The 26996-nt window shown below is 28.7% G+C and carries 33 protein-coding genes and 1 pseudogene; all 34 read left to right on the forward strand.

Features of this window, described 5'->3' with window-relative positions; translation table 11 throughout:
• The first annotated feature begins 60 nt into the window (after positions 1–60).
• The 34 genes and pseudogenes from KQI36_RS14490 to KQI36_RS14655 all read left to right on the forward strand — a co-directional run bounded on the left by KQI36_RS14490 (position 61) and on the right by KQI36_RS14655 (position 26971).
• Positions 61–945 carry a terminase small subunit gene (locus tag KQI36_RS14490; protein WP_216451498.1) on the forward strand — a complete coding sequence of 295 codons (885 nt, stop codon included), beginning with the start codon at positions 61–63 and terminating at the stop codon, positions 943–945.
• Positions 945–2297, forward strand: coding sequence for a PBSX family phage terminase large subunit (locus KQI36_RS14495; protein WP_216451499.1), 1353 nt, complete (start codon positions 945–947; stop codon positions 2295–2297). Before KQI36_RS14490 ends, KQI36_RS14495 begins: the two co-directional genes overlap by 1 nt.
• Complete coding sequence (locus tag KQI36_RS14500; protein WP_216451500.1) at positions 2297–3811, forward strand: phage portal protein; 1515 nt, start codon at positions 2297–2299, stop codon at positions 3809–3811. Before KQI36_RS14495 ends, KQI36_RS14500 begins: the two co-directional genes overlap by 1 nt.
• A 2-nt stretch (positions 3812–3813) precedes the next feature.
• Positions 3814–4737 (forward strand): structural protein, encoded by a 924-nt coding sequence (locus tag KQI36_RS14505; protein WP_216451501.1) that lies wholly within the window; start codon positions 3814–3816, stop codon positions 4735–4737.
• A 170-nt stretch (positions 4738–4907) separates the two neighbouring features.
• Positions 4908–5456 carry a DUF1643 domain-containing protein gene (locus KQI36_RS14510; protein ID WP_216451502.1) on the forward strand — a complete coding sequence of 183 codons (549 nt, stop codon included), beginning with the start codon at positions 4908–4910 and terminating at the stop codon, positions 5454–5456.
• 130 nt (positions 5457–5586) lie between these two features.
• Complete coding sequence (locus tag KQI36_RS14515) at positions 5587–6204, forward strand: phage scaffolding protein (RefSeq protein WP_216451503.1); 618 nt, start codon at positions 5587–5589, stop codon at positions 6202–6204.
• 21 nt (positions 6205–6225) lie between these two features.
• On the forward strand, positions 6226–6618 hold the full coding sequence (locus KQI36_RS14520) for a hypothetical protein (RefSeq protein WP_216451504.1): 393 nt from the start codon (positions 6226–6228) through the stop codon (positions 6616–6618).
• Between the two features lie 13 nt (positions 6619–6631).
• A complete protein-coding gene (locus KQI36_RS14525) occupies positions 6632–7684 on the forward strand; it encodes a major capsid protein (RefSeq protein WP_216451505.1) in 1053 nt (350 codons plus the stop codon).
• 63 nt (positions 7685–7747) lie between these two features.
• Complete coding sequence (locus KQI36_RS14530; protein ID WP_216451506.1) at positions 7748–7945, forward strand: DUF7210 family protein; 198 nt, start codon at positions 7748–7750, stop codon at positions 7943–7945.
• Between the two features lie 2 nt (positions 7946–7947).
• Positions 7948–8268, forward strand: a complete 321-nt coding sequence (locus tag KQI36_RS14535; RefSeq protein ID WP_216451507.1) for a hypothetical protein — start codon at positions 7948–7950, stop codon at positions 8266–8268.
• A complete protein-coding gene (locus KQI36_RS14540) occupies positions 8268–8654 on the forward strand; it encodes a hypothetical protein (protein WP_216451508.1) in 387 nt (128 codons plus the stop codon). Before KQI36_RS14535 ends, KQI36_RS14540 begins: the two co-directional genes overlap by 1 nt.
• A 1-nt stretch (position 8655) precedes the next feature.
• Complete coding sequence (locus KQI36_RS14545; protein WP_342357394.1) at positions 8656–9084, forward strand: hypothetical protein; 429 nt, start codon at positions 8656–8658, stop codon at positions 9082–9084.
• Positions 9085–9087: 3 nt separating this feature from the next.
• Positions 9088–9912, forward strand: a complete 825-nt coding sequence (locus KQI36_RS14550) for a DUF6838 family protein (protein ID WP_216451509.1) — start codon at positions 9088–9090, stop codon at positions 9910–9912.
• 10 nt (positions 9913–9922) lie between these two features.
• Positions 9923–10126: a YqzN/YkzM domain-containing protein gene (locus tag KQI36_RS14555; RefSeq protein WP_216451510.1), complete on the forward strand. Its 204-nt coding sequence runs from the start codon at positions 9923–9925 to the stop codon at positions 10124–10126.
• Positions 10127–11551, forward strand: a complete 1425-nt coding sequence (locus KQI36_RS14560; protein WP_216451511.1) for a phage tail sheath family protein — start codon at positions 10127–10129, stop codon at positions 11549–11551.
• 17 nt (positions 11552–11568) lie between these two features.
• A complete protein-coding gene (locus KQI36_RS14565) occupies positions 11569–11985 on the forward strand; it encodes a phage tail tube protein (protein WP_216451512.1) in 417 nt (138 codons plus the stop codon).
• A 28-nt stretch (positions 11986–12013) separates the two neighbouring features.
• On the forward strand, positions 12014–12442 hold the full coding sequence (locus KQI36_RS14570; RefSeq protein WP_216451513.1) for a phage tail assembly chaperone: 429 nt from the start codon (positions 12014–12016) through the stop codon (positions 12440–12442).
• A 263-nt stretch (positions 12443–12705) separates the two neighbouring features.
• Positions 12706–16248 carry a phage tail tape measure protein gene (locus tag KQI36_RS14575; protein WP_216451514.1) on the forward strand — a complete coding sequence of 1181 codons (3543 nt, stop codon included), beginning with the start codon at positions 12706–12708 and terminating at the stop codon, positions 16246–16248.
• A gap of 39 nt (positions 16249–16287) precedes the next feature.
• A complete protein-coding gene (locus KQI36_RS14580; RefSeq protein WP_216451515.1) occupies positions 16288–16803 on the forward strand; it encodes a hypothetical protein in 516 nt (171 codons plus the stop codon).
• Positions 16804–16994: 191 nt separating this feature from the next.
• Positions 16995–17564, forward strand: a complete 570-nt coding sequence (locus tag KQI36_RS14585; protein WP_244991609.1) for an SH3 domain-containing protein — start codon at positions 16995–16997, stop codon at positions 17562–17564.
• Positions 17565–17576: 12 nt separating this feature from the next.
• Entirely contained in the window at positions 17577–18539 is a 963-nt protein-coding gene (locus tag KQI36_RS14590; protein WP_216451516.1) for an XkdQ/YqbQ family protein, read from the forward strand.
• On the forward strand, positions 18529–18873 hold the full coding sequence (locus tag KQI36_RS14595; RefSeq protein ID WP_216451517.1) for a hypothetical protein: 345 nt from the start codon (positions 18529–18531) through the stop codon (positions 18871–18873). Before KQI36_RS14590 ends, KQI36_RS14595 begins: the two co-directional genes overlap by 11 nt.
• Positions 18866–19303, forward strand: coding sequence for a DUF2634 domain-containing protein (locus KQI36_RS14600; RefSeq protein WP_216451518.1), 438 nt, complete (start codon positions 18866–18868; stop codon positions 19301–19303). The genes KQI36_RS14595 and KQI36_RS14600 overlap by 8 nt, the downstream gene beginning before the upstream one ends.
• A gap of 4 nt (positions 19304–19307) precedes the next feature.
• Positions 19308–20432, forward strand: a complete 1125-nt coding sequence (locus KQI36_RS14605; protein ID WP_216451519.1) for a baseplate J/gp47 family protein — start codon at positions 19308–19310, stop codon at positions 20430–20432.
• Positions 20429–21067, forward strand: a complete 639-nt coding sequence (locus tag KQI36_RS14610; RefSeq protein ID WP_216451520.1) for a putative phage tail protein — start codon at positions 20429–20431, stop codon at positions 21065–21067. Before KQI36_RS14605 ends, KQI36_RS14610 begins: the two co-directional genes overlap by 4 nt.
• A 2-nt stretch (positions 21068–21069) precedes the next feature.
• Positions 21070–22374 (forward strand): phage tail protein, encoded by a 1305-nt coding sequence (locus KQI36_RS17775; RefSeq protein ID WP_244991610.1) that lies wholly within the window; start codon positions 21070–21072, stop codon positions 22372–22374.
• Positions 22375–22386: 12 nt separating this feature from the next.
• Positions 22387–22737, forward strand: coding sequence for a hypothetical protein (locus KQI36_RS14620; protein WP_216451521.1), 351 nt, complete (start codon positions 22387–22389; stop codon positions 22735–22737).
• Entirely contained in the window at positions 22737–22910 is a 174-nt protein-coding gene (locus KQI36_RS14625; RefSeq protein ID WP_216451522.1) for a hypothetical protein, read from the forward strand. Before KQI36_RS14620 ends, KQI36_RS14625 begins: the two co-directional genes overlap by 1 nt.
• Before the next feature lie 170 nt (positions 22911–23080).
• Complete coding sequence (locus KQI36_RS14630; protein ID WP_216451523.1) at positions 23081–23800, forward strand: hypothetical protein; 720 nt, start codon at positions 23081–23083, stop codon at positions 23798–23800.
• 378 nt (positions 23801–24178) lie between these two features.
• On the forward strand, positions 24179–24409 hold the full coding sequence (locus tag KQI36_RS14635; RefSeq protein WP_216451524.1) for a hemolysin XhlA family protein: 231 nt from the start codon (positions 24179–24181) through the stop codon (positions 24407–24409).
• Positions 24410–24424: 15 nt separating this feature from the next.
• On the forward strand, positions 24425–24622 hold the full coding sequence (locus KQI36_RS14640) for a hypothetical protein (RefSeq protein ID WP_216451525.1): 198 nt from the start codon (positions 24425–24427) through the stop codon (positions 24620–24622).
• 3 nt (positions 24623–24625) lie between these two features.
• A pseudogene (locus KQI36_RS14645) lies at positions 24626–25158 on the forward strand (N-acetylmuramoyl-L-alanine amidase); the annotation flags it as partial.
• Positions 25159–25541: 383 nt separating this feature from the next.
• Positions 25542–26792, forward strand: coding sequence for a hypothetical protein (locus KQI36_RS14650; protein WP_216451526.1), 1251 nt, complete (start codon positions 25542–25544; stop codon positions 26790–26792).
• A 23-nt stretch (positions 26793–26815) separates the two neighbouring features.
• Positions 26816–26971 carry a hypothetical protein gene (locus KQI36_RS14655; RefSeq protein WP_216451527.1) on the forward strand — a complete coding sequence of 52 codons (156 nt, stop codon included), beginning with the start codon at positions 26816–26818 and terminating at the stop codon, positions 26969–26971.
• Positions 26972–26996 lie beyond the last annotated feature (25 nt).

Raw genomic sequence — 26996 nt, forward strand, 5'->3', positions numbered from 1 at the left:
GAACTTTATTTAAGTTCCTTTTTAAAATTTATATAAAAAGATGGTGGTGACAATGTAGATATGGCAGACATAAGAGGTCCAGATATAAAAGAGCTAGCAGAAAAAGATTATATGTCTGGAATGAAATATAAGGATATAGCAGAGAAGTATAATGTGTCTTTAAATACAGTTAAGAGTTGGAAACAAAGATACAAGTGGAGTAGAGAAGGTGTGCACACAAATGAGAAGGTGTGCACACAAAATAAAAAGAATGCAAAATCAAAAGTAAATAATAAAAAAAAAGAGCCAATTGCAGAAGAAGTAAAAGAAGTGTTAGAGAATACTGAACTTACTGATAAGCAAAGGCTCTTTTGTGTTTTATATGTTAAGTGTATGAATGCAACTAAAGCTTACTTAAAAGCTTATACATGTACTTATGAATCGGCAATGGTAAATGGTTCTAGACTGCTAGGAAATGATAAGATAAGGGAACAAATAGATAAGTTAATAGGTGCTAAGTGCAATAAAGAATTTCTAAGTAGAAGTGTAATACAGAAGTATATTGATATAGCATTTGCAGATATAACTGATTATGTAACATTTGGGCTAGAGGAATTTGCAATAAGAGATGAAAATGGAAATATACAGTATGATGAAGAGGGTAATATAAGGACTAGAAAATATAGTTATGTAAAGCCAAATGAAAGTATCAGAGTAGATGGAACATTAATAAGTGAAGTCAGCCAGGGTAAGGATGGAATAAAATTTAAACTTGCTGATAAAATGAAAGCTTTAGACTTTCTAACTAAGCATTGTAACTTACTATCAGATGAAGAAAAGATAAAGCTTGATATAGAGAATAAGAAACTTCAAAATATCAAATTAAAAGCAGAAACAGAAAAAATAAAAGGTAAAGATAAGGATGAAACAATAGAAATAGTAATCAAAAGAAAGGGCGACAATTAATGGCTATTGTAAGAGAAGTTAATCCTCATTTCGAAGATTATTTATTTAATTGGGATTATAAATTTTATTTTTTAGTTGGTGGTTATGGATCTAGTAAATCATACAATACTGCTTTTAAATTAATAATTAAACTATTAGAAGAAAAAAGAACAGCATTAGTAGTAAGAGAAGTTTATGATACTATTAGAGATTCGTGCTTTTCATTATTAGAGGAAATAATAACTGAAATGGGACTAGAGGATGTAATTAAGTGCAAAACATCACCTATGCAAATAAGATTTCCTAATGGCTCAAAAATAATTTTTAAAGGTATGGATAAGCCGGCAAAATTAAAATCTATTAATAATGTATCTATTATATGGATTGAAGAGTGTTCAGAAGTGAAATATGATGGTTTTAAAGAGTTATTAGGTAGATTAAGACATCCAACATTACATCTTCATATGATTTTAACAACAAACCCTGTTTCAAAAAGCAACTGGTGTTATAAGTATTTCTTTATAGATAGTAAAAATCATTTCTTTGTTTTAGATGATAAAGAATTATATAAAAATAGAATAATTATAAAAAATAACACTTATTATCATCATTCAATAGCTGATGATAATTTATTTTTGCCTAAATCTTATATAGATCAGTTAGAAGATTTAAAAACACATGATAAAGATTTATGGAGAATAGCTAGAAGAGGACAATTTGGTATTAATGGATTAAAGGTATTACCCCAATTTGAACATAAATCTCACTATAAAGTATTAGACTTGATGCATAATATTAATAATCCATTATATAAAGTTGGTATGGACTTTGGTTTTGAAACTTCATACAATGCATTAATTAGACTTTGTATAGATGATAAAAATAAAATTCTTTATATTTATTGGGAGTATTATAAAAATCATATGACAGATGACAATACGGCTAAAGAAATATCAGAGTTTAAACAAACACAAGAATTAATAAGAGCAGATGCAGCAGAACCTAAAACTATTAAATATTATAAGCAAGAAGGTTTTAATATGAGAGCTGCTAAAAAGTTCCCAGGTTCAAGACTACAATATACAAAGAAAGTTAAAAGGTTTAAGAAAATAATATGTTCAGATAATTGTACTAATGCTATTGAAGAATTAGAAGAGTTAACATATGCAGTTGATAAGAATGGAGAAATTATTGAAGATGAATTTAATATAGATTCACACGTATTGTCAGCAATATGGTATGCATTAGATGGTTACGAAGTATCAGACCTTAAAGAACATAAATATAATAATGAAATATACAACAAAGGAAAAGGAGTTGTAAAAAAGGCAACTACTGATCCATATGGTAGGAAAGGAGGTACAGTATTCTAGTGGAAAAACAAGCAAGAACTATAAGAGACACATTGCTAAAGTTACCAGATAATGAAATATCTGAAAGAAAACGTGTATTTACTGATTATTATTATTACAAAGGGAAATCTATAGACTTAGAAAAGGCTAAAGATAATCCAGCACTATATGGTCAAAACTGGCCAGTAGATGATAATGTTGATTATAAAACTACACAAGACATTCGTAATAAAGTTAAGCCACTTCTTAAGAAACAGGCACGTTGGATGTTTGGAAAGAAACCTACTCTTATATTTAAAGCAGATGACTTAAGAGATAAAGAGCATTGTGAAGAGTTAAGAAAGTTCATAGAAGATGTATTTGAAAATAATAGCTTCTGGAATAATACTAGAAAAGCTTTCTTAGAAACTACCATAAAGAAAAGAGTATTACTTAGAGCAGAAGCTAACCCAAATTCTCCATTGGTCATTAAATATGAATCAATAGAGAATTTTTATTATAAGGAGAAAAACGGAAAGCTACTAAAAGCTGTTTTCTTTGAAGAAGATGAAATGAATGTGTATAAGGAAGAGGATAAAGATAAGATTTATTATTTGCATACTTATTACTATAAAGTTAATGAAAATAGTAATGAACTTCAAGCCTGGTATAGAAAAGAAACCTATAAGAACACTGAATTACAAAAAGAATTAACAATAGAACAAGATACAGGATTTTCTACTATTCCATGTTGGTTAATTCGTAATGGTGGAGAATTAAATAATACATTTGGTGAAAGTGATATAACTGACTTAAGAGATGCACAAAATCAATATAACAGACGAAATTCAGACTTTGCGGATGCATTAAGATTTCAGATGTTTGGTTCAGAAGCTATTATTGATGCTAATGAAGAGGATGTAAATAGATTAACTATAGCTCCTAACGCAGTTCATGCAGTAAGAACTAGAGATGAACTTGCTGAAAGTGGTAAGCAAGCTACTATTCAAAGACAGGAATATAATATAGGCAGCAGTGAAGCAATGAATACTTATCTTGATAGAGCAGATAGTGATATGAAAGAAACGCTAGATATGCCTAAGATAAGTGATTTAAATAATATTCCAAGTGCTAAGGCTATGATATATCTTTATAATGATTTAATTGCTAGAATGGAAGAAAAGTTTAATGATTGGGAAAGACCTTTATTATATTTAATCAATTTTATTATTGAAGTAGGTCCGGTTTGCTATCCAGGTATTTTTAATAAAGCTTGGAGTAATCTAAAATATACCAAATTAATTAAACAAAATTATCCTATTCCAAATGATGAAGATGAAAAGAAAACTTTAGCTATGAAAGAAGTAGAAGCAGATGTTAGAAGTAGAAAATCTTATATTAAAGAATATAGTGATGAAGAAGATGCTGAAAAGGCTTTTGAAGAAATATTAGATGAAAAAGTTCAAATAACTAATGCTGAAACAGATCAATATAACAAAGCTTTAGATGAAGATTTAGAAGATATAAATAATAAAACTAGTGGTAATGGTGATTAATCATGACTACTTATCAAGAAGCTATTTTAAAAGCTAGAAAGAAGTTTTTAAAGTTAAATAAAACTCAGGAAAAAGAATTATTAAGACTTTATAAGGAATTAGCAAGTCAATTAAGTAATGATATAGCTACGTGCAGAACATCATCACAAGATGCTTATTTAAGGAAGTTAAATGAAATAGTAGAAGTTAATATTAATCAGTTAAACTCTCAACTAAGTGCAATGGTAAAGGCTAATATAGAAACTAGCTCACAAATTGCAAGTACGGTTGAGAATTTTTATTATAAAGCTATTACAGACGACATAGCTTTATCAACTATGTTTAACAGTATGGTTTTCAATACTTCAAGAAAAACTGTACTTAAGCTCATTCAAGGTGAATATTACAAAGATGGAATTACTTTAGATAAAAGAATTTGGAATGTAACGAGAAAAAATGCTAAGGATATAGATACATTAATTAAAGTTAATGTATTAAGAGGTGCTAATGCTAGAACATTAGCCAAACAAGTAGATAATTATGTCAACCCATTAAGAAGAACAGAAGCTAAAACAATAGTTTCTGGAATGAGTTCTAAAGTATCTTATCAAGCACAAAGATTAGCAAGAACTTCAATAACTCATAGTTTTGCAGAAACAACAATAGAAAATGCTAAAAATAATCCTTTTAGCAAAGGGATTAAGTGGCATTTAAGTTCACAACATAGTATTCGTATGCATGGGAAAACAGATGAATGTGATGAATATGATGGGAAAACATTTAAATTTAATGAAGTACCATTGCAACATCCTAATTGTGGCTGTTATTTTGAAGATGTAATTGAAGATATAGATAAAGTTATAAAAGAGTTAAAGGAGTGGAGCAATGGAAAGCCTAATCCTAAACTGGATAAATGGTTAGAGACTATGGATAAGAATACGGTATAACAATATAGGAAGATTGATAGGATAAGTAATTAGATATGTATAAGCGAGTTAATTATATAAACCTTCTATAGTATTAGTATTTTAATCACCTATAATTAAGATTATGTACTTGGTAAATTATATATTAAAATATTATAATTAAGGTACATTGATTTTAGGGGTGATTTTTTATGATTATATCAGATATTAAAACTCAAAAAGTAACTATATACACTGAAGTAGATTGTATAAAAGATGGGAAAGGGAATAATTATAGATATAGGTTATATAAAAAATGGAGCGACAAACCAAATGCAGTGGCAATTATGTTGAATCCAAGCAAAGCAAGTTTAGTTGAAAGTGATAATACTGTTACCAATATAACTAATCATTTTTATAATAGAGGATTTGGAAGTCTGACAATATTAAATTTATTTTCATACATGAATACGGATTCAAAAAAATTAATAAACTCAAAAAAAGAATATGAAGATATTAATATTGAAATTTTAAAAAAGTATATAAGAGATGCAGATGAAATTCTTGTAGGATGGGGAATTCCTAAAAGTTATAATAAGGAAATAAGACATATTATTAAGAAAAAGATTAAATTAGTTGAGGAATTCTTGAGTGAAAACAACTATGAGGATATTGTCTATAGTTTTAGAACTAATAAAAATAAAGCTTTACATCCAGTAGTTATAAGAAATAATTATAAATATAAAAAACATTTTGAGTAGTTTTCACTACTCTTTTTTATTTTCGCCTTTTTAGTTTTATTATAGGCGTAAAAGAATAAGTAAGTAGAACTCTAACGTGTTTCAGTAGCACGTTAAAAACTGTAATTAGAGATTAAGGAGGAACAATACAATGGCAAAATTAAAAGATATTATCGGAGAGGAGTTATTTAAACAACTTCCAGAAGATAAGCAGAAAGAATTTAGAGATAAAGACTATGAAGATGTATCTAATGGTGCATTTATTCCAAAGGTTAGATTTGACCAGGTAAATGAACAGGCTAAGGAATATAAAAAGCAAGTTGGAGAAAGAGATACTCAAATTTCAAAGTTTAAAGAAGAATTTAAAGATACAGAAGGATTAAAAGAAAAGGTTGAAAAACTAGAAACAGATAATAAAATTCAAAAAGAAACATATGAGAAACAGTTAGCAGATATTAATTTTAATAATGCTTTAGAAAAAAATTTAGGAGCTTTCAATGTCAAAGATAATAAGTTAATCATGGCCATTATAGATAAAGACAAACTTAAGGTTGATGGCGATTCTGTTATAGGTCTTAAAGAACAAATAGAACCATTACAGAAATCACATGATTTCTTATTTGAAAAAGAAAAGAAAGGTACTGGTTCATTTGTAACAGGAGGTGGTGATGGAGGTGGAGAACCAACTAATACTAGCTTTGCTACACAGTTAGGCAAACAAAAGGCAGAAGCTATGAAAACAAAAGGGTTAGCAGATTTTGCTAAATAAAAAATAAAGGAGTGATAACAAATGAGACAATCAAGCTACACAATAGGTGCTAAACAAAATAAATTAAGGTTAATAGCAGGGGATCATTTTATTTCATTACCAGTTAAGATTAGAAAAGGTGATGTTAAAGAACTTTTAGATGAAAATGAGGTGCTTTTAGCAGGTACTCTAATAACTAAAGATGGTAAAAAGGTAACTTCAACTGCAAGTGCTACAGATGTATATGGAGTCGTATATCAAGACATTAGTTTTAAAGGTTCAATGTCCCCAACTTCTAATGCAGAGGATGCTACAGAAGTAGTGCCAGTATTTGTCCATGGTGCTTTATATGAAGATGCAGTTAAGTTTAATTCAGATGAAGCTATTAAAAAAATTGAAATGGCAGCATTAAAACAAATAATTTTTGGAGAATAAGGAGGAACTATATATGCCAAATTTAAGAGATTATATTAACTCAAAAAACATAGCTCTTTATATTAAAGAGTTACCAGCAGAACAAACACTAGATAAAGCTTTGTTTCCAAATAAAAAGGTTAGTGGAACAAAATTAGAAATGGCTAAAGGTGCCAAGAAAAAGCCAATAGCATTAAGAATGAGTACTTTTGATGCAAATACAAAAATGAGAGCATTAAGTGCAGATTTAACTGTTAAATCAACAGAAATACCGTTCTTCAAAGAGGGTATGGGAATAGATGAAACAACTAGAAGAGATCTACAAAATGCAATAGGAGCAAATAATGAGAACTTTGTAAATTCTTTATTAGGACAAGTGTTTGAAGATTATTCTAACTTGGTTGATGGTGCTAATATTATAGCTAAAAAAATGAGATCATCAGTAATTCAAAATGGATTATTAAACTTTACTTCTAAAGATGGTGATATTGTAGTAGATTATGGAGTTCCATCTAATCATAGAGAAGTATTAACAGGCACAGATAAATGGACTAATCCTGATGCTGATATTATTGGAGATATAAAAGTATGGCAAAAATCTATTGTGAAAGACCAATATACAAAACCTAAAACATTACTATTAACTGAAAATACTTTTGATAGTACATTTTTAGTTAATAAAGCTATTACTAATCATATTAAGAATAGTAACTTAAATACTTCATTAATACTAAGCCAAGCAAATTACATTCAATTTGTGAAAGAGGTACTTCAATTAACAGTTGTATTCTTAGAGGATGCTGCTTACATTCCATATGAAGGTGCTGAACCAGTTCCATATTATGCAGATGGTAAAGTAACACTTATGAGTGGAACAACTTTGGGTAATACTGTTTATGGTACAACCCCAGAAGAGTTCGATAAGCAAAGTGGTTCAAGTAAGTTAGATACCTATATTGTTGACACAGGAATAGCAGTTACAACTATGGTTAAAGAGGACCCAGTTACAGTAGATACTAAAGTATCAGTTATGCCTATTGTAAGTTTTGATAGAGCAGATGAAGTATTCTTTGCAACAGTATATTAATTAGAGCAGTTATCTTAGAATGGCTGCTCTTTAGTTTTATAGATAGAAGGGAGAGTTAAAGTTATGGCAAAAGGTAAAACAGAAAATTTAGAAGCTACAGAAAATATTCAAGATGAAAATGTAGAAGAAAAAGTTTTTAAAGCAAGAGCAAAACAATGCATAAAGTATTCAGGAAAGCACATTAAAATCGATGAAGAGTTTGACGTTAAGGAATGTGATTTAGAGGAATTAAGGAAGTATGCTGAAATAGAAGGTGAATAGTTATGATATTAACACCTTTAGAAATATTAAAAATAAATCTTAATGAAAGTCAATATCCTGTATTTTCTGATGAAGAATTAGAAAATTTACTAGTTGTTAATGATAACAATGTTCTTAAAGCCAGTTGGCGAGGATGCATTATGAAAGCTAATGTAGATAAGAAGATAAAAGTAGGACCAATAGAAATAGAAAATGCTGATCCGGACTATTGGAATAATCTTGCTAATATTTATCAGACTGATTATTTACAAGAACAGGCTAATTTAACACCAAATAAAACTACAGGATATAAAACATCTATGAGAAGGGTAGATGGTTGTTGATGGCTAAATTAAAGGCTAAAAAAATTATAGATGCTATTAATAAAGGAATAGCATTAAATCCAACAACAATAGAAATTAAACATACTGAAAAAGTTATTATTGATGGAGCCTTTGAGGAAGTAGAAACTATAAAAACCCTCAAGGCTCTTATTTATTTAGATGATAGTTCTACACAAATTAATATAGATACTAAAACTATAGGAACTTCATACAGTACGAATAAATATAAAATGATAGCTGATAAAGATGCTGAATTAGAGGTTAACCCTAAAGAGGCAATTGAATTTAAGTGTAAAGAAGGTCATATGAAAATAAAAGCTACTTATCCAATTGTGATAGAAGAAATCGTTTGTGGTTATGAGTGTGACCTTGAAAGGATAGATTAATGTGGGTTTTGAAGTATTTGATTTTATAGATAAAAAAAAGTTAGGTATGATTCCACTGTGTAACTCAATTGCAAAAAAACTTGAAGCACAAGCTAAACATGAAGCTAAGTGGAGAGATACTAGTGATGATGGTGAAGTTAAAAATACTGCACATGCAAGACAAGGCATAAGTGGAAGTTGTCAGCTAGGGATAAATAATTATTCTATAAGTTTAAGTCATGGAGTTGATTATGGAGCGATATTAGAAGAAGGAAGTAAACCTCATATTATAACTCCTAAAAATAGTAAGGGATTGTATTGGAAGGGTGCACCACATCCTATGAAAATTGTTCATCACCCAGGTACAGAAGGATTTCATACATTTGAAAAAGTTTTTGATAAAAATAGAGATAATATCATTGGATATGTAGTAAAGCATTGGAGTGATTAAAAATTGAGGGCAGGAATAAGAGAATATTTGTTAAGTAATATTCCAGAATTTAAAGGTTGTTACGAGCCTACAGTTCCAGATAAAGATACTGTTAAACCATATGCAGTAATTTTACAAGGTAGTGATGATGATAATGGAGAGGTAGTTGGTTTTAAAAGAACTATAGAAATATGGTTATATGAGAAAAGAACTACTTTTAAAAAGTTAGACTCATTATCTGAAAAAGTAATAAAAGCTTTAAATATGAAAGTAATTAAAGACTTAAAAGAAAATGAAACTTTCACTTGTGTGTTTGAAGGTGCTATAGGACAAGACATTATAGATGAAGAGTGGAATGCAATAGCTAGAGGATTAAAGTTTAGTATTATAGCGCTACATGAAGAAGATGAAGTTAATACAGATACTTGGTTAGATGCTCTAGAAAGTTATACTAAGCAAATAACTAGTTATCCAATTTACTTAAATAACTGGAAACAAAACTTTCAAGTGCCGTCTATACTTTGGAGAGTAGCTAATACGAATAAAGAACGTATTAGTGGGGCTTTAATTAAAGAAAATAAGACTTTAGTTTGCCATGTAGCTAATAACAATAAAAATGAGATTAACAAGTTATTAGACACTATAGAGGATAAATTTATTACAGATTTAAAGATACCTTTAGATTTAGCAGATAAACGTTATCTTACTATAGAAAGTATACAGGAAGATAGAGAAGCAGATATGTTATCTAAGGGTCAATTAACAGTTAAATTCTTTAGAAGGAAAATGATAGAGCAAAAGGAACAGCCTACTATAGAAAAAATATATGTTAGAGGTAAATTAGAATAGGAGGATTAATATGGCAAAAGAAACTACAGTAGAAGTAAAAACAACTAAGGTAGAAACTAAATATCCAATACAAGATTTTATAAATAATTGTGAAGCACTTGGCTACAGAAGAGAAGTAGTTGCAGGTGCTTTATTTAATTCAAAGGAAAAAGAATTTACTAAAAGTGAATTTGAAAAGAAAGTAAAAGAATTTTTAGGAAAGAAGGTAGTATAAATGGCTACAGGAAATTGGGATGAAAATAAGAGGCCACAAATACCAGGGTTTTATAATCGTTTTAAAACTAAGGCAGAAGAAAGAATTGGAACTGGCATACATGGTATTTTAGCAATGCCAGTAAAATCGGATTGGGGTCCAGTAAAAAAAGTGGTATCTATTAAATCCGAAAAAGAATTAAAAAAAGAATTTGGAGAGAATATGGATTTAACTGCTTTTAGATTAGGTAGATTAGCATTGCTAGGAAATCCAAAAGAATTACTTTTATATAGGCTAGCAGATGGAAAAGAAAAAGAAAAAACATTGATATTAAAAAGCAATGAAGAAAATCCAATAAATATAATTGAATTAAAGACTAAATATCCTACAACTAGAGATTTCAATATAACAATAAAGAATAACTTAATAGATGAGAATAAAAAAGATTTAGCATTATTTGAAGGAACTAAGCAATTATTTTTAATAACTTCCTTAAATGGAACACTTGAAGAAATAGTTAATAAGATTAATAACAATGTAGAAAATGATTATATTGTTGCAAAAAAACTTGATAACGCTATAGGAACATTAAATAACATAGCAAATGTGAGATTTGATGGTGGAAATAATGGAATATCTGGAATAACAAATGAAAATTATTTAGAAGCAATGTCTACTTTTGAGGGATATAACATTGATGGATTTACACTAGATGGAATAACAGATTCAGCACTTCAAACAAGTGTAAAACAATGGGTTATAAGAAATAAAGATGAAGGACTAAATATTATAGCATTTGTTGGTGGTCCAGATGAGGAAACTTTAGAACAAGCAAATAGTAAATCAAAAGAATTTAATCATGAAGATATAGTTAATGTATTTGGTCATGCAGATTATGAGGGAGTTAAATATAATCAAGCTGATATCGCTGTATATGTGGCAGCACTTGGTACAGGTCAATCATTGGGAGAAAGCCTATGCAATGAAATAACTATATTTGATAATGTTGAACCTAGGTTATCTAAATCAGAAATTGAAAGTGCATTAAATAGTGGAACTCTTATTTTTTCAAAAGATGATGATGATGTAGTTATTGTAGATGATGTTAATACGTTAAAGAATTATCCAGATGATAAATCAGATGTATTTGGAAGTATTAGAGCCGTGAAGTTCTTAAATGCTGTAGATGGTGATACTTCATTAAAAAGAAAAGACTATGTTGGGAAAGTACCTAATGATGATACAGGTAGAACAGTAATAATTTGTGCATTAAAAAAATATTTTGAAACTTTAGCTAAGATAGGAATTATAAAAAATGACTTTATATTAGAAGTAGATAAAGAGCTTCAAGAAAATGCAGCATCAGATGAATTTTTTTGGAGATGGGACGCAACTTATGTTGATGTTGTAAAAAGAATTTATGGAACTGGTTATATAAAGAAATAGAAAGGATAGTGATATAAATGGCAGGACAATTAGATTCTTCAAGAGTGTGCAATGGAACTTACGGAAAAATATTCATTGATGGTGAGTGGCAATCTCATGTTAATGAATGCACTGCAGACGTTGAAATAGACATGAAGGAAATTATTACGTGTGGGAGTACTTGGACAGGTTACAAGTGCGGTGCTAAAAAAGGAAGTGGAAATATTAAAGGCTTCCATATTACATCCAAAATGATTCAACAAGGATTTAGAAAATTTGAATTACTTTCAAGTTTAGAAGATCCTGAATCATACGGATTTGAGAGGATAAGGCTTAAAAACTGTAGAGCTACTAAAATCAATCTCATTAATTTTAAAGGTGGAGACGTTGTAGAAGAAGATACACCTATTGTATTTGATGGTTATGAATTATTAGATCCTATTGTCGCAGAATAATAAAATATAAAATTTGGAGGTATAAAATATGAGTAAAATAGATGAACAAATATTAAATATGAAAGAGAATGATATACTAGAACAATTATTAGGTGAGGAAGAGTTACCAACAGCAACAGTTATATTAGATAGATTAAAAATTAAATTAGACCTTAAGGGGTTAACAGAAAAAGAAATAAGTGCTATAAGAAAGGAGTGTTCTACTAGAAAAAAAGTTAAAGGTGCTTGGGAAGAAAAATTAAATAGTGCTGAGTTTGATGCTGGGTTAATAGTAGGAGCAACAACAAACATAAATTGGAATGATTCTAAATTATTAGAAAGTAAAAATGTAAGTGATGGTAAACAGTATATTAGAAGAAAATTGTTAGCAGGGGAAATAACTAATCTAGTAAATAAAATATTAGATTTAAGTGGCTTCAATGATGAAATTGAGGATGCTGAAGATATAAAAAACTAATAGAGTCAGGTGGCAGAATAACAGCTCTTTACAATTTATTTGTAAAGCATAATATGTCCCCTGACTTTGTTATGTCCAAAAATACTATGGCGAAGAAATTGCTCTTCGCCTTTTCTAATTATGAAATAGAAAAAGCAAATAAAGCTCATTAGAAAGCCAGGAGGTGATTTTAACTGGCTAAAAGAGAAATATATCGCATTGGTATAGGAATTAATGTAACCGGAGATAAAGAATCTAAAGCTAAACTTACTACAGTAGAAAAGATGGCAGAAAAAACTGAAAAAAAAATGAAAGCTTTGGATAAAGCAAGAGCTAGTCCAAGTGCAAAACTTAATGATCAAGCATCAAGCAGGATTGATAAAATAAAATCTAAGGCCGAAAGTTTAAACAAAACAGTTACTACAAAAGTCAAAGCAACTGATGAAGCGAGTGGAATTATTAATAAAGCCCAAAATAAAATTAATAGTTGGTTAAAAGTAGGAACAAAGAAAGTAATTTCAATTGGATTAGCTGGTAGTATTGCACTTGGTGGCTTAGGTGTTGGTTCAGCAATGAAAACTTTCACAGGGTTTGAATCAGCAATGAGTACTGTTCAAGCTACCAGTATGACTACAAAAGAAGATTTAGTTAAATTAACTGATAAAGCTAAAGAAATGGGAGCAAAATCTGTTTTTAGTGCAACAGAATCAGCCGAAGCACTAAATTATATGGCAATGGCTGGTTGGAAAACAGACCAAATGCTAGGTGGTATAGAAGGGATTATGAACTTAGCAGCAGCTAGTGGGGAAGATTTAGCAATGACTAGTGATATAGTTACAGATGCATTAACAGCATTTGGGATGCAAGCTAGTGATAGCGGTAAATTTTCCGATATATTAGCATCAGCTTCAAGTAATGCAAATACTAATGTACATTTATTAGGAGAATCATTCAAATATGTAGCATCAACAGCTGGTGCAATGAAATATAGTGCAGAAGATACAAGTATAGCATTAGGGTTAATGGCGAATAGCGGAATTAAAGGGTCAATGGCTGGTACTTCTCTAAAAAATGCAATAGTAAATATGGTAAGTCCTACTGATACCATGGCTGGAGTAATGGACAACTATAACTTATCTTTAACTGATACAGATGGCAAAATGAAGTCATTGAAAAGTGTAATTGATATGCTTAGAGAGAAGATGGGTGGACTTGATGAAGCAACACAAGCAGCAGCGGCTGCAGATCTCTTCGGAAAAGAAGCAATGTCAGGTATGTTAAGTATTATAAATGCAAGTGAATCAGATTATAATAAGTTAACTAATGCTATTTACAACTCTGATGGAGCAGCAAAGGCAATGTCAGAAACTAGGCTTGATAACTTAAAAGGACAAATTGAAGAACTCTCTGGAGCAGCAGAAACAATGAAAATTGACTTAGCTACTAAATTGGCACCATATACAAAAGAATTTATAACATGGCTTATAGGAAAAATGCCAGCAATATCAGATAAGATTATGAGTACAGTTGATTATATAAGTAAACATATAGATACTATAAAATCAATGGCTCTAACTATAGCTGGATTAGGTATATCATTTTCAGCATTCTCAGCTATAGGTAATATAGGTAACACGATTAGTGGCGTTAGCAAGTTAGCGAAAGTACTTAAAGGTGGCGCTATAGTAGGAGAAACTACAAAAATAGCTGGTGGAATAAAAGGCATAGGACTAGCAGGAAAACTATTACCGGCAATATTTAGTCCAGTAGGTGCCACTATAATTGGTACTATAGGAGCCATTGGAATAGCAGTAAAAGCTAATAGCAGTTTAATGAAAAAAACTGTATCTACAACAGCTGAGGAGTTGGGACCGGTTGAAAAGATAATGAATAGTATGCATGGGAACATAACTAAATCTAAATCAGAAATGCAAAAGTTAGGACTTGTATATGAAGATTTTGGTTCCAATATAGGAAATGATTTTAAAAGCAAGGTAGAGGAATCTACTAAATCATTAATGGATTTTCAACTGTTTATAAATAAAATAAATTTAGATGGAGTAATAGATGAAAAAGAATCAAGTGAATTTGACAATAGAATAAATCAAATGTTTGATAATGCTGTTAAAACAATTCAGGAAAAAAAGGAAAAAACTCAATCTGCCCTAAGCAATTTATTCTCAGAGGATGGGAGTATAAGTGAGTCAGAGCAATCTACATTAGATTACTTTAGTAAAAAATATGATACTCAAATAAGTGCTGAACAAAAGCTACAGGATGAAATATATAATATAAAAGAAAAGGCAATAGCGGATCATGGAAAATTACTTGATGAAGATATAAGGCAAATAAAAGAAAAACAACAGGAAAGAGCAAGGATTGAGCTTGAAGCTACTGGTGGAAATCAAGATGAAATGAATTATGCTAAAAATAAATTTAAGGCTAGAGCGGAAGGATTAGATATAAAAGATGCATCTAAACTTTTAAAAGAATCAGCGAAAGAACGTGATGATGCAATAGTTGAAATAAAAGCCAAATATAATACTTATATAGATGACCTTAAGGCTGAATTAAATGATAAGTCGAAGAAAATAGATCCTACAGAGAGAAGAAACTTAGAATCTTCTTTATCAGAATTAGAAAAAGCTAAAGCTGATAAAATAAAGTCACAAAATGATTTATATAATTCAAACTTAGATACGGTATATAAGCAAAATCCTAATTTAGAAGGTCAAATAAATAAATATACTGGAGAAGAATTTAGTAATAAAGATATTTCATCGCAAAAAGTTATGAATAGAATAAAAGAAACATATGATGGAATAGAACAAATAACTAAGAGTGGTAACTATAGATTGTATGATGCATCTAAAAAAGCCTGGAGAAATTTGCAAGTATCAGTAGACGAAAATAGTGGAGAAATAGTAGGTTTGTATGATTCAATGAATGGACATTGCGGTGCATATACAGAGTCAATGGCAAATGAAGTAAGAAATTTAGGTAAAGCACATACTGATTTAAATACTGAAGCAACAGAAGCAATGAAAGTTTTAAGTAATGCCAGTATAAATGCAAAAGGCCAGATTGTAGACTCTAGTAATCAAGTTGTTGCCAATTTGGATAATATAAAAATAAGTAGTGATGGAGTTAGAACTGGAATATTGAATGTTAATGGAACACCTATAGAAATACAAAGTAATGCTAGTGGAACTATTACAAATATGGAGGATGTAATTAATAAAATATTGAAAATACCAGAATCTAGAACTGTTACACTTAATAGTAATGCTAATGAAACTGCAAGTGATGTAAATGGAGTAACTAGCTCAGTTAATAATGTACCTGAATCAAAAACCATAACTTTTATAAAGAAAGTAATTACTAAAGTTGAAGAAGTTTTTACTGGTGGAAAAGTTGATAAAAAAGCTAGTGGAACTAATTCAGCTAGAGGTGGTTTTTCAACTGTAAACGAGAGTGGTTGGGAATTATCAGATAGAAAATCAGTTCCTATAGTTGGTTCATATAATGGAAATCCATTGACATATCTATCACAGGGTACAAAAATTCTTAATCATATGCAATCAGTAAACGATATGAAAAAGGAAGTTGCACGACAAGTTAATAATAAAATGTCATATGAACAACCTCAAGTACAGTACCAAGTTGCACAAGCGCCACAGCCACAAGTTGCAGGAGTTGCTGGACTAAATTTTGGAGATATAAATGTAAATGTTGGTAGTAACGAGGATATAGACAAATTAATTGCAGAGGCAACAAAAGAAGTTGCTAGACAGTTAAAAGAAGCATTACTTAATATTAAAAAATAAGTAAGTTTATGGTACAATTACAGTTGAGGGGGAGAAGATATGAAAAAAATAATTAGTGTATTATGTTGCTGCTTTCTTGTTTTATCATTAATAGGATGCAGTAGTGCAAATAAAGTAGAAAAAATAGCATCCAATGATAATGAAGTTATTGAAGATATATCAAAAGATGGTGTTGAAAATTATTTTAATGTTTTAGATAAAACTATAGATAACTATATTGAATTATCGAGTGAATTTAAAAATAATTATAAATCTTATTCTGATAAAGAACTTACCGAGTATAGTGATAGGGTAAAAGAAGTTATTAAAAACTTAGGTGATGCTCGTCAAAATGTAGGCACTTTTAATGAAAAATTCACTTATGTTTTTGATGAAGTTATAGAGAGTCTTAGAAATTTAAGTGCAGGTGCACATGTTCTAACAGATAAAGATACGTCAATAGAAAATCCAGAGGAATATTCAATAAAACAATATAATGAAAGTGTAGACAGGATGAAACCTATAATAGAAAATAGAGAAAATTTAAAAAAGGATATACTTGAAAGCTCAAAATAATCAATTCACTAAAATTAAAGTAAAATATTAAAAGAATCGCTTAGGCGGTTCTTTTTTAGTTATAAGTTATAAAAGGATGTGATGGTATAGATATATATTTAAAAAAAGATAATACTACTTTTCATTTTCCTGTTAATCCACTTGAAAAAATATTTATAGAAAAAGAAAAAAGATATATTACTGTAGACATCTTGGATTTTGGAGAAGTAGATATATCTCAACAAGGTAAGAAAATAACAGAGATAGGATTTGACACGTTGTTTCCTACTGAATATGATGAGTCCTATTGTAGATATAGAAATATTCCAGATCCTAAAGAGTCTATAGAATTACTAAATAAATGGAAAGATGCAGATACTCCTATAAGATTAATAATAACGGATTTTGATTTTAATGAATTGGTTAATATATCAAAATTTACAGTAGAAGAAAGAGGCGGAGAAATAGGAGATAGATATATTAGTATTTCTTTTAGAATTCACAGGGATATTAAAATAGAAACTCTAAATACTCAATCTAGTAATTCTAGTTCTCTTAAAAATAATAGATCTACTCAATCAAGCAAATTTAATCGTGATGACATAGTTAAAGTTACTGCAGATGTACTTAATGTTAGAAGTGGACCAGGTACTAATAATTCTATTATAGGTTCTGTTTCTAATGGAACTAAATTAAAAGTTTGGAGAGCACAAGGCAACTGGTTAGATGTATTCTATGGTAACCATGGCGGTTGGATTTGCTCCGATTATGTTACAAAATAAGAGGTTTTAGTTATGGAATTAATACTAAGAAATAAATATAAAATTACATTAACTGCAGAGAGTGGAACTCTTAAAGAAAGTATAGATGGAATAGCATATACTTTAAATTTAACACTTATTAATACAAAGGAATTTGAAAATTTAGGTATTGCTAAGGGACAGAGTATAGAGCTTTACGATTATGCTTTTAATAGCAAGGATAAAGTTAGAATATTTAGTGGTATAGTTTGGGATATAAATAAGTCTAAAAAAACTAAAAAAATGAGTATAACTTGTAAAGAAAGGACTGTTTACATAGAAGAATCCGAAGATGAATTTCTATGTTTAAATGGTCAAACTGCTACTCAAAGGGCGACATTGTTATGTAAAGAGTGGAATATTCCTATAGGTTCATTCGCTAATACTAAAATAGGATTAACAAAGGACAGAAGGAAAGAATCAATTTACAGTATGATGTGGAAAGATTTAAAAGAAACAGCTCAAAATGGTGGAGGATTATTCAAATTTAGGATGGAGACTAAATTAAATCTAATTAAATTAGGAAGTAATAGTATAGTTTATAGGTTAGATAGTATTTTAGATGATGTGCAACCTAAGAGCAGTTTAAGCGGTGCAGTAACGCAAGTTAAAGCTTTAGGCAAAAATGATAAGGATGATACTAAGTCCCCCATTATAGGAATATTTAAAAAGAATACTGAAGGTTATGGAACAATACAAAAAATTGTACAAGATGATAAAATACAGAACTATGCGAGTGCACAAAATAAAGCTAATGCATTATTTAATAATGGTGAAGATAGTATAGACATATCTTGTGTACAAGACATAAATGTTATTAGGGCAGGGGATGTAACTAGTTTATATGATACCCGTTATTACGTTACAGATATTACACATAACCTAGGTGGGAAAGGCAGTATGGATTTAACATTAATGGATTGGGAAGGAGTTAAAAAGAAATTCTATGGAGAATAATAGCAATATATTTGAAGAAGTAGCAAGAGTTTTTGATTCTAAAACAAATAAATTTGTTAAGGATGCATTATATGGAACTGGACTTACTTTAGGAACATTAACAACAACAGGTTTAAAATTGGATAATTTCAAGTATGAAATCAATGATTATTTGATTTTAGATTATCTAAATTTAAATGAGGAATATAGTACTGAATCGTCCGGAGAACATATTCATAATCACAGATTTAAAACCCCTTCTAATCTTAAGAAGCTGAAAGTAGGAGATAGAGTATTAGTTGCACAAGTAGGAAATGAATGTGTAATAGTTGGGAGAGTGAAGATGCATGCCTAATTTATTTGCAAATGGAAGTCTAGAAGAAGTTACTTTAAAAGAAGATACACCAATAAAACTAAAAAAAACTTATGCAATTGACTTTCAAACTGGGGAGTTTATTAAAAATCCAGATGGTTCAATTAAATTATTGAACGAATTTGATAGCTATATACAATGGTGTCAGAAAGCTTTAATGACAGCAAGATATAAGTATGCAGCATATTCAGATTTATATGGTAAAGATATTATAGGTTCAAGCTTAGATAAAAAGGCAATGGAACTTGAGATTAAGAGAGTTACACGAGAGGCTTTAATGGTTCATCCATTTACCAAAAGTGTTGACTCTTTTTCTTTTGATTGGAGAAATGGCGAAGTTTACTATTTCTATGAGATTACAACATTAGATAATCAAACTAAAATGCTTACGAACACTGAAAAAGTGGGGTGATTAAATGGAACAAATAAATGTACTAAGTTTGAATGAAACTGTTGAAGATATACATCAAAGAATGTTAAAAAAAGCGCCTAAGAATGTAAGTTTGATTGAAGGAGATATATTTTGGGATGCAACTAGACCTAATGCGGAAGAAATATCAAAAATGAAAAATATAGATATGCAATATATTTTAGGAATGGCGTTTCCTGAAACAGCAGAAGGAAGATATCTTGAGTACTTAGGAGAATGTAAGGGAGTATTTAAAAACCCACCAACAGAATCTATAGGTCCAATAAAAGTTGAAGGTAAAAACGGAACAATAATCAAAAAAGGAGATTTAACAGGTACAGTATCAACCGCAGAAAAAGAATCTATAGAATTTGAATTTATAGAAACTAAAATTATTGATGATTCAGAAGTTGCTTATGTTAACGCAAAATGTACTAAAAAAGGTGTTATAGGTAATGTGTTACCTAATACTATAACAGTTCTTATTTCTACTATAAATGGAGTAAAGAGTATTACAAATGAAGAGGCCTTTAAAGGTGGAACTGATATTGAAGATGAAGAACACTATCGACAAAGAGTTATAGCTGCTGAACAGGAAGATAGATTAAGTGGTGCAGATATAGACTATATAAGATGGGCCAAAGAAGTTGATGGAGTTGGATATGCTGATTGTATTGAGCTTTGGAATGGTCCTCAAACTGTAAAGGTACTAGTATTAGATAAAAATATGCAACCTGCAACAGAACAATTAATTAAGAATGTTAAAGATTATATTTATCCAGATAAAAAAGAAGGTGAAAATCGAGGAGGTAAAGCACCAGTAGGAGCTATAGTTACAATAGCCACATTAATACCGTTAAATATTAATATAAGTGCTAAGTTTATATTCTTAGAAGGTTATACATTAGATATGATATTGCCAACATTGAAAGAGAAAATAACTAAATATTTAAAGCAAATAAAGATAAATGGAGTAGTTAAATACAATGCTATTAATACAATAATAGGTTCATATATATTAGAGGCTGAAGGAATAGAAGATTATACAGAATTAACTATAAATAGTGGAGTTAATAATATTAAATTAGAGGATCAAGTTCCAGTTTTAGGTGAGGTGACTAACATATCATGATAAAGTCTAAAAAAGGAAATATGATGTTTAATTCAGTATCACCTATATATGAGAAAAATGAAATTATGCAAGCTATCTTTGAAGCTATAGGAAGTGAAGAAGATTTAGTAGAAAAACAGTTAGATGATATAATGCTTCAATTATTTCCTCAAACTGCAACGTGGGGTTTAGTATTTTGGGAAAGAAGATTAAAAGTTCCTGTTAATTTAAGTGAAGATATAGAAGTGAGAAGGGCTAAAATAATTTCAAAATTACAAACTAAAGATGTAACTACTAATCCTAAAGTTATAGAACGTGTAATTAATAATTTTACCAAAGCAAAATGTGACATTTCAGATAGTGTTGCACCATATGTAATTGGAATTGATTTAAAGAGTGAAAATGGTTTTAAAACTGAATTAAAGCCAATGTATAAAGAAGTAAGAAGAATAGTTCCTTCACATTTAGATATTAAATATAAATTATTATCAGTTACAAAATCTAACTTATACAATGCATTAATAGGATTTACAGGAGAAATTATAAAAGTTTATCCATGGACACCTAATAATTTAAATTCCAAAGCTAATGTATATATACCTATAGCTCAACATTCTAGCTTAGAAAATATTAAAACATACCCAAAGGAGGCTTAAAAATGGCAGAAAAATTTTATAGTTTGCTAACTAAAATAGGAAAAGCAAAAATAGCTAATAGTATTGGTTTTGGAACTAAAATAAATTTTACTAAAATGAAAGTTGGTGATGGTGGAGGTTCTTATTATGAACCCACTGAAGAACAGACAGATTTAAAAAATACTGTTTGGGAAGGAAACATAAATCATGTTGAAATTGACAAAGATAATCTGAATTGGATTCATATTGAATTAATGATACCTGCCACAGTGGGTGGATTTACTATAAGAGAGTATGGAGCTTTTGATGATGAAAATAATCTTATTGGTATATGTAAATGTGCTGAAACTTACAAACCAGTAATTACAGATGGTTCTACTAAAGAATTGTTGTTAGATTTAATTTTATGTGTTGTAAATACGGAAAATATTCAATTGAAGATAGACCCAACAATAATATTTGCTAAAAAATCTGACTTAGAAGTTCTAGATAATAAAATAAATAATATTAAAATTCCAGTTACAAAAGTTAATGAAAAAACTGGTGATATAACTCTAAAAGCAGAGGATATAAATTGTAATGATGGCAAATCAGTTGAGTCGCATTTGGATGAAATAACGAAGGACATAGATAATATAGATTTATCAGCTAATAAGGTTAAATTAAATAAAATTTCAGGAATGAATGCAACAGAGGTTCAAGCAGCAATACAAGAACTTTTTCAATTTGCCAATGACGGTAAAAAGAATTGGGTGGACGTTATTGGCTCACCACTAGTAAATACAGACACGTTTTCTACCCTTAAAAGCAAAACTCAATCATTAAAAAATACTATGGCTAGTAATTTAAGCTTAAAAGGACAAAGTGCTAGTGGAACTGAAAGCTTAAACAGTTTAATAAATAGAATATCTAGTATAGATACTGGTGCAAAATACGCTAGTGGAATTACAGAATGTTCCACTAATCAAGAAAAGTATTCAGGTGAGTCTGCATATTTTGTTCAAGTTTCAGGTATAGGATTTAAGCCAGATTTAGTAGTTTTACAAACTCGTTGGAGTTATGCAAATCCATCTGCAGTAGCTTCTACAGTAGTATTTAGAGAAGATTATTCAGATAATATTAATGAACAATTAGGATTAAAGAATGATATAGGTGCATGCTTAGCAATGTCTGATTCATCCTATCATGTATCAGAATCAAGTGCATTATATTGGAGTCGTGGGTGGTTACCTAGTGATCACATAAATAATAATGGATTTCATCTACCAGTAGCTATAAAAAATAACATCAATAGACCATTATATATATGGTATGCTTTCAAGTTTTAGGAGGAAAAATATATGTTAAAAGAGTATGGTCAAAGAATTATTTTTGATAAAAAAACAGGATTTATATTAAATGGAACTTTTGGTAAGATGAGAGGAGAATATCTTTCAGATAATCTTAGACCTGAAGAAATAGATTTTATAGATTTGCCTTATGATTATGATGATAATAACTTTAATGAAGCTATTGAATATCATATAGACATTTCTAAAGATAAAAATATAACTGAATTAAAGGATTTAATAATTATAGATAAATATATAGAAAGAAAAGAAACAGAAGAAGAAAAATTAAGAAGAGAAAAAGAAGAATTAGAGAATCAATTGTTATTAAAGGAAAATAAAGATTTAGGAGGTATTTTATAATGGTGAATGAGGTAATAGTAAGAATAATAGCAGAAAGGATAATAAATAAGGGGATAAATCCTTTAAGAGATAGAGAATTTTTATTAGATGATGTAACTAATCCAGATTATAGAAAAGCAGTAGAAGATTATATATTGGTGCATAGTGGAGTAATAGAAGAAGTTACACAATAGATAACAATAAAGTAGTGGTGAGAATAGCAGTAGAAAGAATTATGAATGGAGGGTTAAATCCAAAGACTAATAAAACTTATAGACAAGCGATTGAAGATCATATATTAGAACATGGTAAAGGTGTTTAATATTATCATTTAGGTATGGTAATATTGAACAGGGGTGAGAATATGAGAAACAATGGAAAAAATGGATTTTTTATTGTTTTTAGAGATAAAAACAATAAAACCATAAATAAATTTTTACTAACATCTATTATTATAGCAGTATCATATATACTTACATCTAACATTCCAGAGATATTTAAGGGTGGTGAAAATTTATATAATTTAATAAATAATCTTAGTTTAGCTTATATTGCATCATATATATTTTATGCAATTACAATTTATTATCCCAATAATAAAAGAAAAAGAAAACTTCATAAGTATCTATTTAACAATATAGTATCACTTTATAAGTTGGAAGAAAGTTTAATAGATACAATTTTAAAATACGATGAACCAAATGATATTGAATTAGAAAAGTTAAAAGAAGAAGATTTAATAGATATTTGTATGCGTATAAATCCACATGTAAAGGTTGATTGTAATATAAGATTAGGTAAAATGGATTTTGAAAAAAGTTTTGGTAATTATTTTGAGATGTTAAATTATTTCCATGAAGAAAGTAAAAATATAATTTTAAAATTAATGATTTTAAGTGAATATTTAAGTGATGATGTTATGGCGTTATTAACTGATATAGAGGATAATTTTAATAATCACTTAAATTTAAGGAGAGGAGATATAATAAAAAATCCTAATATGCAAATTTATATGACAAGTCTATGGAGACTGTATAAAGAATATAATGAATTATTAGCTGCATTTAATGATGATAGTATATAGTGTATTAATAAAAAAGTAATTCTTTAGCGACGTAGTAATATGCGTCGCTAAAGATAACTAAGATGAATTAAATAAAATATAAAATCCAATAAATATAGACCAGCAAGCAGGTCTTTTTTATTGGATTTTTTTATTATAAGACATTTATGACAATGTTATTTTTAATATTTATTGCATATAAGGTTTTTTTTTTATTAAAATAAGGTTTTATAAATTTAAATATTATTATTAATGCAACGAATGTATTTGAAATTAAATATAAATATTCTAATATTTCCATTGAAATATTCCTCCTAAAAAATAAAGAAATGATTATCATTAGTATTAACAATATTGTTATTATTATTCATATGATTTTATAAAGAAAGTGGTGGAAAAATGAATGATGAATTAATACAACATCAATTAAAAACACATGATACTAGATTAAATAATCATGCCAATAGATTAGATAAACTTGAACAGGATAATGCTAGTCTTAAAACAGAAATAAAAAATCTATGTGAAAACTTAAAACAATTAACCACAGTTATGAAATGGTTTATAGGATTACTTATAGGAGCTTTTATAAGCTTCTTTTTTTATGCAGCACAAAGAGGTTTGTTATAGAAAGGGATGGTGCAGATGAATCAATTAAAGAATATGTTGCAGATTAAGAAAATCATAGCATTATTAACTACTGTAGTGTTCTGTTTTCTTGCAATAAAAGGTGGAATAAGTAGCAATGAATTTTTAACTATATTTTCAATGATAATAGCATTTTATTTTGGACAAAGCTCTACTAGACAAGCTATAAAAGAAAATAATAGGGATGGTGAATAAAGAATGAAGATAGGGATTGATTGTGGTCATATACCCAGTATAGAGGAAGTTATGATTATGGAGCAGTGGGAATAAGACCAGAAAGTGATTTAACTAGAGAAGTTGGTAATTTAGTAATATCAAAACTTAAACAATTAGGCCACACAGTTATTAACTGTACAGTAGATACTTGTACATCATTAAATGATAGTTTAAGTAGAAGAGTATCAGTAGCAAACAATAATAATTTAGATTTTTATGTATCTATTCATTTTAATCGTTTTAATAAAAATGCTCATGGTACAGAAGTGTTCACATATGGTGGTAAGAGTTATAAACAGGCAAATAACATATTAAATAATTTAGTTTCATTAGGATTTACTAATCGTGGTATAAAAGATGGTAGTGATTTATATGTAATAGGTAATACAAGCTGTGAAGCTATGTTAGTTGAAGTATGTTTTTGTGATAATAGGGAAGATATGAATAGTTATAATGCTGCAAAAGTAGCTAATGCAATAGTAAAAGGATTAACAGGAAAATCAATAGAAAATAATCCAATAAAATCTCATAGAAATTGTGTAGTTTTTGCAAAAGGCACAGCAGATGAACATATAGCTAACATACTAAGTTGGTATTTAGAAGATTGTATATGTGTAGATCATATTAAGTATGTAGAAGGTATAGGCAGAAGTGTCTATTCTGTAGGTGCATTAACAGGAATTAAATCAAATATTGTACTAAGAGGAAAATCACGAAAAGAAACATTAGACTTAGTATTAAAAAGAATAGGATTTTAAATTATTAAAGGTATTTCTTAAGGATTATATTTATTATTTAATTTAATTTTATATTTAAACAAGGTTTTTTTGGAAAAAATGACGAATATTATATTATAACACATATTAATGTATAAATTCATTTTAAAAGGAGATATGGTATGACAGTTGAGGTTGGAATTTTAAATAAACAAGGGGTTGCTTTAGCAGCTGACAGCGCTGTTACGATTGGAAATGGAATAAAGTTTTATAATACTGCCAATAAAATCTTTACATTATCAAAGTATAATCCTGTTGGAATAATGATTTATGATAATGTTGAAGTATTAGGATGCCCTATAGAAATACTGATAAAAGAATATAGAAAACAATTGAAAAATACATCATTTGAATATATAAGTGATTATAGCAAAAATTTCTTGAATTATCTAAAAACATCTTTTAGCAATACAAATAACAAAAATTATTATTTGTATCAAGTAGTATCTTTAATTAATCAAATAGATAATAACATAAAATCAAGCTGGGAGTTAATTGAAGATGAAATGGTTTTAAAAGATGATAAAATACATGAGGAAGTTATTAAAAATCAGCTTAATAATATAATCGAAAATATTATTAGCGAAATTTATAATATCTATTCTAACTTTAAGGATGATATAAAATTTAAAGAAAAAGAAAAAGAAATAAGAAAAGAATGCATAAATGATATAAAAGAAATTATAGAGTCTAAAATAGGAGTCATTCATGATAATGCAAAAAATATGCTTATAGATATATGTATAATGATATTAACTAAAAAGCATAATAAAGGTGAACGATCAGGAATAGTTATAGCTGGATATGGAGATAAGGAGCTTTACCCTAGTGTTGAAAGTATAAATTTTTTAGGAATATTTTTTGGAGAATTAAAGTATACTTTAGGAGGAAACGTAAGTATAAATGATGATGTAAATGCAAGTATTATACCTTTTGCACAAGATGATGTTATTAATACATTTATGACAGGCATAGATGACAATATGTTATATAGTATTATGCAGACAGTTGAAAAAACAAAAGATACCATAAAACAAAATCAAGAGTGCGAATGCAATTATATTGATAAGTGCTTTGAAAAGTTAAAAGAAGAAGTAGAAGAAAATATAAAGGATAAATCATCAAAATATTGGGGACCAATGCTTCAAACTGTAGCAGTTGCACCTAAAGAAGAATTAGCACATATGGCAGAAACTTTGGTAAATTTAACATCATTTAGGAGAACGCTTTCAATGGAAGAAGGAAATCAATCAGTAGGTGGACCTATAGATGTAGCTCTTATATCAAAAACCGATGGATTTATATGGATAAAAAGAAAATATTATTTTAATAAACAGTTGAATCCAGGTTTTTTTGAAAATTATTATAGTTAGTAACAATAAGGAGATGTATTTATATGAAAAATTTAAATGAATCAAAGTACGAAGCTGTTGATAGATATTTTTTAGATTTTATGAAAAACCAGGCTATGAATAATATAAAAAAAGAAAATAAAAATTATAGTACAGAATATAAAATGCATGCATCTAAAAATAAAACAGAAAAGTGGTAATGAAAAAAGTCAGATATAGAATTAC

The organism is Clostridium senegalense, from assembly GCF_018916625.1.
Classification (GTDB): domain Bacteria; phylum Bacillota; class Clostridia; order Clostridiales; family Clostridiaceae; genus Clostridium_J; species Clostridium_J senegalense.

Excerpts from the sequence above, each read along its gene's own strand:
- KQI36_RS14505 (WP_216451501.1), top strand. The coding sequence starts at position 3,814 with ATGACTACTTATCAAGAAGCTATTTTAAAAGCTAGAAAGAAGTTTTTA.
- KQI36_RS14600 (WP_216451518.1), top strand. The coding sequence starts at position 18,866 with ATGCCTAATTTATTTGCAAATGGAAGTCTAGAAGAAGTTACTTTAAAA.
- KQI36_RS14620 (WP_216451521.1), top strand. The coding sequence starts at position 22,387 with ATGTTAAAAGAGTATGGTCAAAGAATTATTTTTGATAAAAAAACAGGA.
- KQI36_RS14635 (WP_216451524.1), top strand. The coding sequence starts at position 24,179 with ATGAATGATGAATTAATACAACATCAATTAAAAACACATGATACTAGA.
- KQI36_RS14590 (WP_216451516.1), top strand. The coding sequence starts at position 17,577 with ATGGAATTAATACTAAGAAATAAATATAAAATTACATTAACTGCAGAG.
- KQI36_RS17775 (WP_244991610.1), top strand. The coding sequence starts at position 21,070 with ATGGCAGAAAAATTTTATAGTTTGCTAACTAAAATAGGAAAAGCAAAA.
- KQI36_RS14625 (WP_216451522.1), top strand. The coding sequence starts at position 22,737 with ATGGTGAATGAGGTAATAGTAAGAATAATAGCAGAAAGGATAATAAAT.
- KQI36_RS14595 (WP_216451517.1), top strand. The coding sequence starts at position 18,529 with ATGGAGAATAATAGCAATATATTTGAAGAAGTAGCAAGAGTTTTTGAT.
- KQI36_RS14605 (WP_216451519.1), top strand. The coding sequence starts at position 19,308 with ATGGAACAAATAAATGTACTAAGTTTGAATGAAACTGTTGAAGATATA.
- KQI36_RS14630 (WP_216451523.1), top strand. The coding sequence starts at position 23,081 with ATGAGAAACAATGGAAAAAATGGATTTTTTATTGTTTTTAGAGATAAA.
- KQI36_RS14610 (WP_216451520.1), top strand. The coding sequence starts at position 20,429 with ATGATAAAGTCTAAAAAAGGAAATATGATGTTTAATTCAGTATCACCT.
- KQI36_RS14570 (WP_216451513.1), top strand. The coding sequence starts at position 12,014 with ATGAGTAAAATAGATGAACAAATATTAAATATGAAAGAGAATGATATA.
- KQI36_RS14520 (WP_216451504.1), top strand. The coding sequence starts at position 6,226 with ATGAGACAATCAAGCTACACAATAGGTGCTAAACAAAATAAATTAAGG.
- KQI36_RS14580 (WP_216451515.1), top strand. The coding sequence starts at position 16,288 with ATGAAAAAAATAATTAGTGTATTATGTTGCTGCTTTCTTGTTTTATCA.
- KQI36_RS14640 (WP_216451525.1), top strand. The coding sequence starts at position 24,425 with ATGAATCAATTAAAGAATATGTTGCAGATTAAGAAAATCATAGCATTA.
- KQI36_RS14565 (WP_216451512.1), top strand. The coding sequence starts at position 11,569 with ATGGCAGGACAATTAGATTCTTCAAGAGTGTGCAATGGAACTTACGGA.
- KQI36_RS14490 (WP_216451498.1), top strand. The coding sequence starts at position 61 with ATGGCAGACATAAGAGGTCCAGATATAAAAGAGCTAGCAGAAAAAGAT.
- KQI36_RS14535 (WP_216451507.1), top strand. The coding sequence starts at position 7,948 with ATGATATTAACACCTTTAGAAATATTAAAAATAAATCTTAATGAAAGT.
- KQI36_RS14555 (WP_216451510.1), top strand. The coding sequence starts at position 9,923 with ATGGCAAAAGAAACTACAGTAGAAGTAAAAACAACTAAGGTAGAAACT.
- KQI36_RS14530 (WP_216451506.1), top strand. The coding sequence starts at position 7,748 with ATGGCAAAAGGTAAAACAGAAAATTTAGAAGCTACAGAAAATATTCAA.
- KQI36_RS14510 (WP_216451502.1), top strand. The coding sequence starts at position 4,908 with ATGATTATATCAGATATTAAAACTCAAAAAGTAACTATATACACTGAA.
- KQI36_RS14515 (WP_216451503.1), top strand. The coding sequence starts at position 5,587 with ATGGCAAAATTAAAAGATATTATCGGAGAGGAGTTATTTAAACAACTT.
- KQI36_RS14540 (WP_216451508.1), top strand. The coding sequence starts at position 8,268 with ATGGCTAAATTAAAGGCTAAAAAAATTATAGATGCTATTAATAAAGGA.
- KQI36_RS14650 (WP_216451526.1), top strand. The coding sequence starts at position 25,542 with ATGACAGTTGAGGTTGGAATTTTAAATAAACAAGGGGTTGCTTTAGCA.
- KQI36_RS14655 (WP_216451527.1), top strand. The coding sequence starts at position 26,816 with ATGAAAAATTTAAATGAATCAAAGTACGAAGCTGTTGATAGATATTTT.
- KQI36_RS14495 (WP_216451499.1), top strand. The coding sequence starts at position 945 with ATGGCTATTGTAAGAGAAGTTAATCCTCATTTCGAAGATTATTTATTT.
- KQI36_RS14525 (WP_216451505.1), top strand. The coding sequence starts at position 6,632 with ATGCCAAATTTAAGAGATTATATTAACTCAAAAAACATAGCTCTTTAT.
- KQI36_RS14560 (WP_216451511.1), top strand. The coding sequence starts at position 10,127 with ATGGCTACAGGAAATTGGGATGAAAATAAGAGGCCACAAATACCAGGG.
- KQI36_RS14575 (WP_216451514.1), top strand. The coding sequence starts at position 12,706 with ATGGCAGAAAAAACTGAAAAAAAAATGAAAGCTTTGGATAAAGCAAGA.